This is a genomic window from Zoogloea ramigera (assembly GCF_006539865.1).
Lineage (GTDB): Bacteria > Pseudomonadota > Gammaproteobacteria > Burkholderiales > Rhodocyclaceae > Zoogloea > Zoogloea ramigera.
Genome location: NZ_BJNV01000005.1, coordinates 95,888 through 103,321 on the forward strand (window position 1 = coordinate 95,888; position 7,434 = coordinate 103,321).

Annotated in this window: 7 protein-coding genes; all 7 read left to right on the forward strand. The window is 72.9% G+C overall.

Going from position 1 to position 7,434, the window contains the following annotated elements; translation table 11 throughout:
* The first annotated feature begins 43 nt into the window (after nucleotides 1–43).
* Nucleotides 44–610, forward strand: a complete 567-nt coding sequence (locus tag ZRA01_RS01915; protein ID WP_170182869.1) for a Pvc16 family protein — start codon at nucleotides 44–46, stop codon at nucleotides 608–610.
* Nucleotides 610–1,479: a hypothetical protein gene (locus ZRA01_RS01920; protein ID WP_141349063.1), complete on the forward strand. Its 870-nt coding sequence runs from the start codon at nucleotides 610–612 to the stop codon at nucleotides 1,477–1,479. Before ZRA01_RS01915 ends, ZRA01_RS01920 begins: the two co-directional genes overlap by 1 nt.
* 18 nt (nucleotides 1,480–1,497) lie before the next feature.
* Entirely contained in the window at nucleotides 1,498–3,354 is a 1,857-nt protein-coding gene (locus ZRA01_RS21220) for a phage tail sheath family protein (RefSeq protein ID WP_141349064.1), read from the forward strand.
* 42 nt (nucleotides 3,355–3,396) lie between these two features.
* Nucleotides 3,397–3,852, forward strand: a complete 456-nt coding sequence (locus ZRA01_RS01930; protein ID WP_141349065.1) for a phage tail protein — start codon at nucleotides 3,397–3,399, stop codon at nucleotides 3,850–3,852.
* 71 nt (nucleotides 3,853–3,923) lie between these two features.
* A complete protein-coding gene (locus tag ZRA01_RS01935; protein WP_141349066.1) occupies nucleotides 3,924–6,020 on the forward strand; it encodes a phage tail sheath C-terminal domain-containing protein in 2,097 nt (698 codons plus the stop codon).
* Complete coding sequence (locus ZRA01_RS01940; RefSeq protein ID WP_141349067.1) at nucleotides 6,020–6,502, forward strand: phage tail protein; 483 nt, start codon at nucleotides 6,020–6,022, stop codon at nucleotides 6,500–6,502. The genes ZRA01_RS01935 and ZRA01_RS01940 overlap by 1 nt, the downstream gene beginning before the upstream one ends.
* A partial coding sequence (locus tag ZRA01_RS01945) for a CIS tube protein (protein ID WP_141349068.1) occupies nucleotides 6,499–7,434 on the forward strand: 936 nt, incomplete at its 3' end. The genes ZRA01_RS01940 and ZRA01_RS01945, both read left to right, overlap by 4 nt.

The window sequence follows — 7,434 nt, forward strand, 5'->3', positions numbered from 1 at the left end:
ACGTCGCGCTCTGCAATCGGCGGTAGCTGGGAAAGGCCATGAAATGTTCATCGCTGGCGCAAGCGCAACCCTCCGACGCCTACTCGAAGACCAGCTGATCGCCACCGGGGGCCTCGACGGTTACGACGTCTCCCTGTTCTCCACGCGCCACTTCACCGGCTCGATCACCAACCGCGTCGCGCTGTTCCTGTATCGCGTCGAGGTGGACGAAGCCCGCCGCAACATCGACCTGCCCCGCCTCACCCCCACCGCGCCGCGCCGCTACGCCCTGGGGCTCGAGCTCCACTACCTGCTCACCGTGTGGGGCAAGCAGGCCGCCGAGGGCGAACAGGTCATGCTGGCCCGCTGCATGGACATCCTCGACCGCCACGCCCTCGTCTCCGGCGCCCTGCTCGACCCCGGCTACGCCTGGGAGCCCGAAGACAGCCTGCGGGTCTCCATCACGCACCTGTCCACCGAAGACATGCTGCGCCTGTGGGACAGCCTCGAGCCGCCCTACCAGCTTTCCATCCCCTACGTGGTGCGCACGGCCCGGCTGGCCGCCCGCGAGCGGCCCGAGCCGTCGATCACCGACAGCCGCAGCCTGGCCTTCGTCCCCACGGTGCCGTGATGCTCGCCCCCGCCGACACGCCGCTCGGCTGGGCGGCCCGCCACTCCCCCGAACGGGTTGTTGCGGTCGGCGTGCTGGCCCTGCGCATCCGGCGCTACCAGAGCGACGCGGCACCGCCGGGGCTGGCCGCCATCCCCGGCCTGCGCATCACCACGGTGCCCAACCACCCCGACCACCCCGAACGCCCCCTGTGGCATGAATCCACCGGCCTCTACGGCTTCCTGCGGCTGTCGCCCGGCGAGCTGCGCGTCGAGGTGGCCGACCCTGCCGGCCGCTTCCAGGCCCAGGCCGTCCTCGCCCAGGTGCCCGACCGCAGCGCGGTGCGCGAAGCCCTCGAAGCCGGCACGGCGCCAGCGCCCGGCAGCGCCAGGCCGCTGATGATCGACGTGGCCCTGCGGCCCGCCCTCGGCATCGCCCTGCCCCCGGGCACCAGCGCCGTATGGGGCGTGGTGACCGACGCCGGGCGCCCGGTGGCCGGCGCGCTGCTCGGCATCGCCAGCGTATTCCAGGGCGCCGCCGACACCATCACCGGCATGAGCGGCCCGGACGGCAGCTACCTGCTGGTGCTCCCTTTCGAGGCCATCGACCGCAGCGTCAGCCCGCCGCTGCGCCGCTTCGAGCGGGCCCTCACGGTGCAGGCCCCGCGCCCGGCCCTGGCCAGCGCCCTCGCCCGCCAGGGCTTCCTGGCTGGCCAGCCGGCCGACCCCTTCACCCTCACGCCGGCCGGGCGCGCTGCGCTCTTCATGCCCCGTGACTTTCAACTGCGCGACTCCGGCGGCACCCTGCACCCGCAGGTGGGCGGCCAGAATCCGTTGGCTCCGGTTTCCGTCGGCGAGCAAGTCCGGCTGGATATCGAGTTGTTACCCTGACCAAGATGGAGGCTCGAAATGCCTGAATACCTCGCCCCGGGAGTGTACGTCGAAGAAACCAGCTTCCGCGCCAAGTCCATCGAGGGCGTGGCGACCTCCACCGCCGGCTTCGTCGGCCAGGCCCGCTTCGGCCCCACCCAGGGCCTGCCGGTGCTGGTCACCGGCTTCGAAGAGTTCCAGCGCTTCTTCGGTGACGGCAACGACCTGCTGTTCGCCGGCGTGCCGACCACCAACCACCTGGCCCATGCGGTGCGGCTGTTCTTCGAGAACGGCGGCAAGCGGGTGTATGTGGCCCGCGCCTTCCGGCCCGCCGCGGGCGGCTCGGTGGACGACAGCCGCTCGGTGAGCCCGGCCGTGTCGGTGCTCGGCAGCGACCGCTTCCTGCGCGCCCGCTTCCCCGGCCGCGCCGGCAACGTGGTGGTGCAGGTGCAGGCGATCCGCAGCGGCAACCTGCTCACCGGTAGCGCCGGCAGCCGCAGCGTGATGGGCGTGCGCCTGGGTGACGTGGTCGAGGCGATCACCGCCGCCAGCGCCAAGAACCGCCTGGTGGCCAAAGCCGGCGCCGACGCCGTCGAGGCCGCCAACATCTACAGCGTCAGCTTCGACGCCGCCGGCCGGCCGGTGCTCACCAACGCCGCCGGCACCCTCGACCAGAACGCCGCCAGCCTGCACTTCGTTCAAAAGATCACCGTCGACCTCAGCATCGGCCCCAACCTCGACGGCTCCACCGGCGGGCGGGTCGAAGCCATCCAGCGCGTCTCCACCCACCCCGACTCCGACCAGTTCCTCGGCCGCATCCTGCGCCACGAAGACCCCGCCGCCGGCATCGAGCCGCCCGCCGACCGCAGCCAGCGGCTGTTCTTCGACGCCGCCGCGGCCGGGCTGCCCAGCCTGCCGGCCCAGCGCACCAGCTTCGCCCGCGACCTGCTCACCGGCCTCGTCGCCGCCGCCCCGCTCACCCTTTCCGGTGGTAGCGACGGAATCCTCGCCGACAGCGGCGCCTTCACCGGCGGCGGCAGCGGCCATGACGCCAGCGGCCTGGCCGCGCTGGCCGAGATCGAGGACATCGCCATCGTCGCCGGCCCCGGCGCCGCCGCCCTCGCCACCCCCGACGACTGCCAGGCCGTGCGCGACGCGCTGATCTCCCACTGCGAAACCCTGCGCTACCGCTTCGCGATCCTGGCCGGCCCCCGCGACGCCGACCAGGCCCTGATCCGCGAAGTGCGCGGCCAGCACGACTCCAAGTACGCCGCGCTGTACTACCCCTGGCTCGTCGCCGGCGCCCCCGGCGGTGCCCGCGAAACCGTGCAGTACTCGCCCGAGGGCGCGATGGCCGGCATCTACGCCCGCAGCGACATCGAGCGCGGCGTGCACAAGGCCCCGGCCAACGAAACCGTGCGCGGCATACTGCGCTTCTCGCGCAACGTCAACAAGGGCGAGCAGGACGTGCTCAACCCCGAAGGCATCAACTGCCTGCGCTTCTTCGAGGGCCGCGGCTACCGCGTGTGGGGCGCCCGCACCATCAGCTCCGACCCCGAATGGACCTACATCAACGTGCGCCGGCTGTTCATCTACCTCGAACACTCCATCGACCGGGGCACCCAGTGGGCCGTCTTCGAGCCCAACAACGAAGAGCTGTGGCTCAAGATCCGCCTGACCATCGAGGGCTTCCTGTACGACGTCTGGCGCAGCGGTGCGCTGCTCGGCGCGCGGCCCGAGGACGCCTACTTCGTGCGCTGCGACCGGACCACCATGAGCCAGTCCGACCTCGACAACGGGCGCCTCATCTGCCTGATCGGCGTCGCCCCCACCAAGCCCGCCGAGTTCGTGATCTTCCGCATCGGCCAATGGACCGCCGACGCCTCCATCATCTGAGCGCCCCGGCGGCGCTAACCGTATCCTCAAAGGAGACCCGCAATGGCCACCCTGCGTGAAGACCCCTACGGCCCGTTCAACTTCAAGGTCACCATCAGCCCGGCCAGCGGCGGCGAGTTCCGCGGCGGGTTTTCGGACGTCTCGGGCCTCAACACCGAGATCACCCACGCCGACTACCGCGAGGGCACCGACCCCGCCAACCGGCCGCGCAAGGTGCCGCTGATGTACAAGGCCGGCGACGTGACCCTCAAGCGCGGCCTGATCGCCTCCCTCGACCTCTGGAACTGGGTCAACCAGGTGCGCCGCGGCAACATGGACGCCCGCGCCACCGTGGTCATCCAGCTCCTGAGCGAAGACCACGCCGCCACCGTCGCATCCTGGAAGCTCATCAACGCCCGCCCCTCCAAATGGACCGGCCCGACCCTGGCCGCCAAGGGCGGCTCCGACGTGGCGATGGAAGAGCTCACCCTAGTCTGCGAGGACCTGGAGTTCGAGTGAGCCGGAGCGGAGCCCACCATGCGCCTCCCACCCGCCACCCGCCGCCCGCCCGCTGACGCGAGGGCCCGGCCATGAGCATCGCGCTCCAGGGCAGCCTGTGGCGCCCCGGCCTGCCGCCCGGCGTCTACGAGGAGAAACCCGCCGTCGCCACCCGGCCGCGGGTGCGCCTTGATGTCGCCGCGCTGATCGGGCTGGCCGAACGGGGGCCGGTGAACACCCCGGTCGCCATCGACGACGCGCGGCAGTTCGAGGCCCTCTTCGGCCGCGCGCTGCCCGGGCTCAACCTGCCGCTGGCGGTGCGCCTGTTCTTCGCCAACGGCGGCCGGCGCTGCGTGGTGGTGCGCTGCGTCGACCACCGCAACGTGCGCACCGCCCGCCTGCTGCTGCCCGGCCTCAAGGCCGTGCGGGGGCACTCCCGCCGCCAGGCGCGCATCGCCGCCCGCAACCCGGGCAGCTGGGGCAACCGGCTCGAGGTGCGCTGCCGCATCGTCCAGCGCCCCCTCGCGCTGGGCTTCGACGACGCCACCGGCAGCGTGCTGATCCCACCCGACCGCCCCACCGTCGGCGCCACCCTGCGCCTCCTGGGCCACCCGGCCAGCCCCGGCGGCACGCCGCGCAGCCGCATCTTCCGCGTCGCCGCGCCCGACGCCGCCAGCCCTAATCGCCAGCCGGTGCTCGTGCCGCGCCTCACCCACCCCTTCCTCGACCGGCAGCTGCTGCAAAGCGCCGTCGAGCTCACCTTGCGCCTCGACGTCTTCCTCGACGGCCGGCTGGTGGAGACCTGGGACGACGCCGCCCTGCACCCCGACCACCCCCGCTACCTGCCCCGCCTGCTCGGCCGACGCAGCGCCGCCGAAGCCCTGCGCCCGCCGCGCCTCGACCTCCCCGACCCCGAAAACCCCACCGCCGAGGCCGACCGCCTGTGGGGCGACGGCGATGCCCCGTGGGGCTCCGAATACCTGCGCCCGAGCGCGCTCCTGCGCGACACCTGGCTGATCCCCGGCAAGGCCCTGCTCGCCACGCCCGCCGGCCTGCTGCTGTCGGCCGCCGAGATGCCCGCCTCCCGCCACGGCCGCGACGCCACCGCCACCACCGAACGGCGCCACTTCTTCGACCCCACCGAGATGGACGCCGACGACGTGGCCGAGGATTCCGACCACCGCTTCGTGGCCTTCCTGTCCCGCCCCGGCGCCCTCGCCGCGCTCGACAGCTGGGACCAGGCCTTCCCCTTCGAGCCGATCGCGCTGGTGAGCCTGCCCGACCTGCTCCACCCGACCCCGCCCGAAGCCGTCACCGACGGCCCGCCGATGCCGCCCGAGCAACCCTGCTTCGGCACCGTCTGCGCCCTCGCCCCGGCCACGCGCACGGTGCACGCCCTCGACTACCCGCGGCTCGGCTTCGACGCCGCCTCGCTGCAGTATGCCCAGCGCCAGCTCGTCGACGCCTGCGAGGCCCGCGGCGGGCGCATCGCACTGCTCGACCTGCCGCCCGGGCTGCGCGCCGGCGACATCGTGCAGTGGCGCCACGCCCTCGCCAGCAGCCGCGCCGCGCTGTACACGCCCTGGCTGCGGGTGGACGCCGACGGCAGCGCGCGCACCGTGCCGCCCTCCGCCGCCGCCTGCGGCATCACCGCCCAGCTCGAAAGCCAGGTCGGCGTGTGGGGCGCGCCGGCCAACCGCCCGGTGCTCGGCGCCTTCGCCCGGGCCGACGACGCCGGCCTGCCCGAGCCCGGCTTTTTGTTCGAAGAGCGTATCGACGAGATCCGCCGCACCGAACGCGGCCTGATGCTGCTCGGCGCCCGCAGCACCGCCACCGACCGCGACTGGACCCACCTTTCGGTGCGCCGCCTGATCGACTGGCTCGAGGCCCAGCTCGCCGCCGACCTGGCCTGGGCACCCTTCGAGCCCAACGACGCCCTGCTGTGGTCGGCCATGGCCAACACCGCCCGGCGCCGCCTGCAGGCCCTGTTCGACGCCGGCGCGCTGGCCGGCCGCACGACCGGTGACAGCTTCTTCATACGCTGCGACGCCAGCACCCACACCCAGGGCGATCTCGACGCCGGCCGGGCCATCCTGCAGGTGGGCGTCGCCCCGGCGGTGCCGGCCGAATTCATCGTCTTCCGCCTGCTCCGCCACGGCGCCGACGAACCCCGCATCGAGGTGGTCTGATGTCCGCCGACACCCTGCTCACCAATTTCAACTTCGCCGTGCAGATCGAGCTGTCGGGCCTCGGCGGCGACGAGGGGCTGGCCCAGGGCGCCCGCCGCGCCGCCTTCTCCGAGGTGCAGGGGCTGGAGATCACCCTCGAGCCGGTGAGCTTCCGCGAGGGCGGCTACAACCTCGGCGCCCGTCAGCTGGTCGGCAAGGCCACCCACCCGCCGCTGGTGCTCAAACGCGGCCTGTCCCTCGACCCGGCCTTCTGGGCCTGGGTGCAGCGCTGCACCAACGGCAGCTTTCCGCTGCCTTATGTGTCGGGCACCGTCCGCATCTTCCAGGCCAGCGGCAGCAGCTCGCAGCCCGGTGTGTGGCGCTTCGAGAACGGCATCGTCAACCGCGTCAAAGCGGCCGATCTCAACGCCACCGGCGGCCGCGAGGTCGCCCTCGAAGAGCTGCACATCGTCCACGAAGGCCTGAGCCGGGAGACGCCATGACCACCAGCCAGTTTCGCCGGGCCAAGCTGGTGCCTTTCGATGCGGGCGGGCGTAACCCGCAGGAAGCCCGCGCGATCCCCCTCGACTTCAACCCCGAGACCCTCACCCTCAAGGTCTCCGGCGGCGAACAGCGCGACCGCAGCCGCCGCGGCCGCCAGCAGGTGCAGAACGTCGGCGCCTCCAAGGCCACCCTGAGCTTCGAATGCATCTTCGACTCGACCCGCCCCCGCGACGCCTCGGACAGCAGCACGGGCGGCGAGGAGATGCTCGACGTACGCACCCGCAGCAAGCCCATCGCCGACCTGCTGCAGGTGTACGGCAGCGGCCGCGAGCAGGCGCCGCGGCGGGTGCAGTTCCGCTGGGGCACGCTGATCTTCAACGGCGTCATCAGCCAGCACCAGGAGGTCTTCGACTACTTCAGCCCGAGCGGCGTACCGCTGCGCTCCAAGCTCAGCATCACCCTCACCGAGCAGGAGTTCCGCTACGAGGTGAGCGCCACCGACGCCGCCCAGCGCCGCCAGGCCGTCGAGCAGGCCAGCGCCGGCGCCCGCAGCCAGGCCGCGGCGGCTGGGGCCTCTAGCCTGATGGGCGGTGGCAGCGGGCTCGACCTGAGCGCCGGCTTCGATCTGTCGGCGGGCCTCGGCCTCGACCTCGACCTCGACCTCAACCTCAACCTCGACATGAGCCTGTCGGCGCAGGTGGGCCTCTCGGCCAGCCTCGGCCTGTCCGCCGACATCGGCGTGTCGGTGGGCGCTGGCATCAACCTCGACGCCTCCGCCGCCGTCGACCTGTTCGGCCCGGCCGCGCTGGGCACCGATGCCGACCTCGGGCGCAGCGGCGTCGCCATCCCGCAACCCTCGCCGGGCCTCGCCGCCGCCGGCGTGCCGCCCAGCCCCTGGGCACCCGACGGCCCCGCCCCCGGCAGCCGCGCC

Excerpts from the sequence above, each read along its gene's own strand:
- ZRA01_RS01920 (WP_141349063.1), top strand. The coding sequence starts at position 610 with ATGCTCGCCCCCGCCGACACGCCGCTCGGCTGGGCGGCCCGCCACTCC.
- ZRA01_RS01915 (WP_170182869.1), top strand. The coding sequence starts at position 44 with ATGTTCATCGCTGGCGCAAGCGCAACCCTCCGACGCCTACTCGAAGAC.
- ZRA01_RS01935 (WP_141349066.1), top strand. The coding sequence starts at position 3,924 with ATGAGCATCGCGCTCCAGGGCAGCCTGTGGCGCCCCGGCCTGCCGCCC.
- ZRA01_RS01930 (WP_141349065.1), top strand. The coding sequence starts at position 3,397 with ATGGCCACCCTGCGTGAAGACCCCTACGGCCCGTTCAACTTCAAGGTC.
- ZRA01_RS21220 (WP_141349064.1), top strand. The coding sequence starts at position 1,498 with ATGCCTGAATACCTCGCCCCGGGAGTGTACGTCGAAGAAACCAGCTTC.
- ZRA01_RS01940 (WP_141349067.1), top strand. The coding sequence starts at position 6,020 with ATGTCCGCCGACACCCTGCTCACCAATTTCAACTTCGCCGTGCAGATC.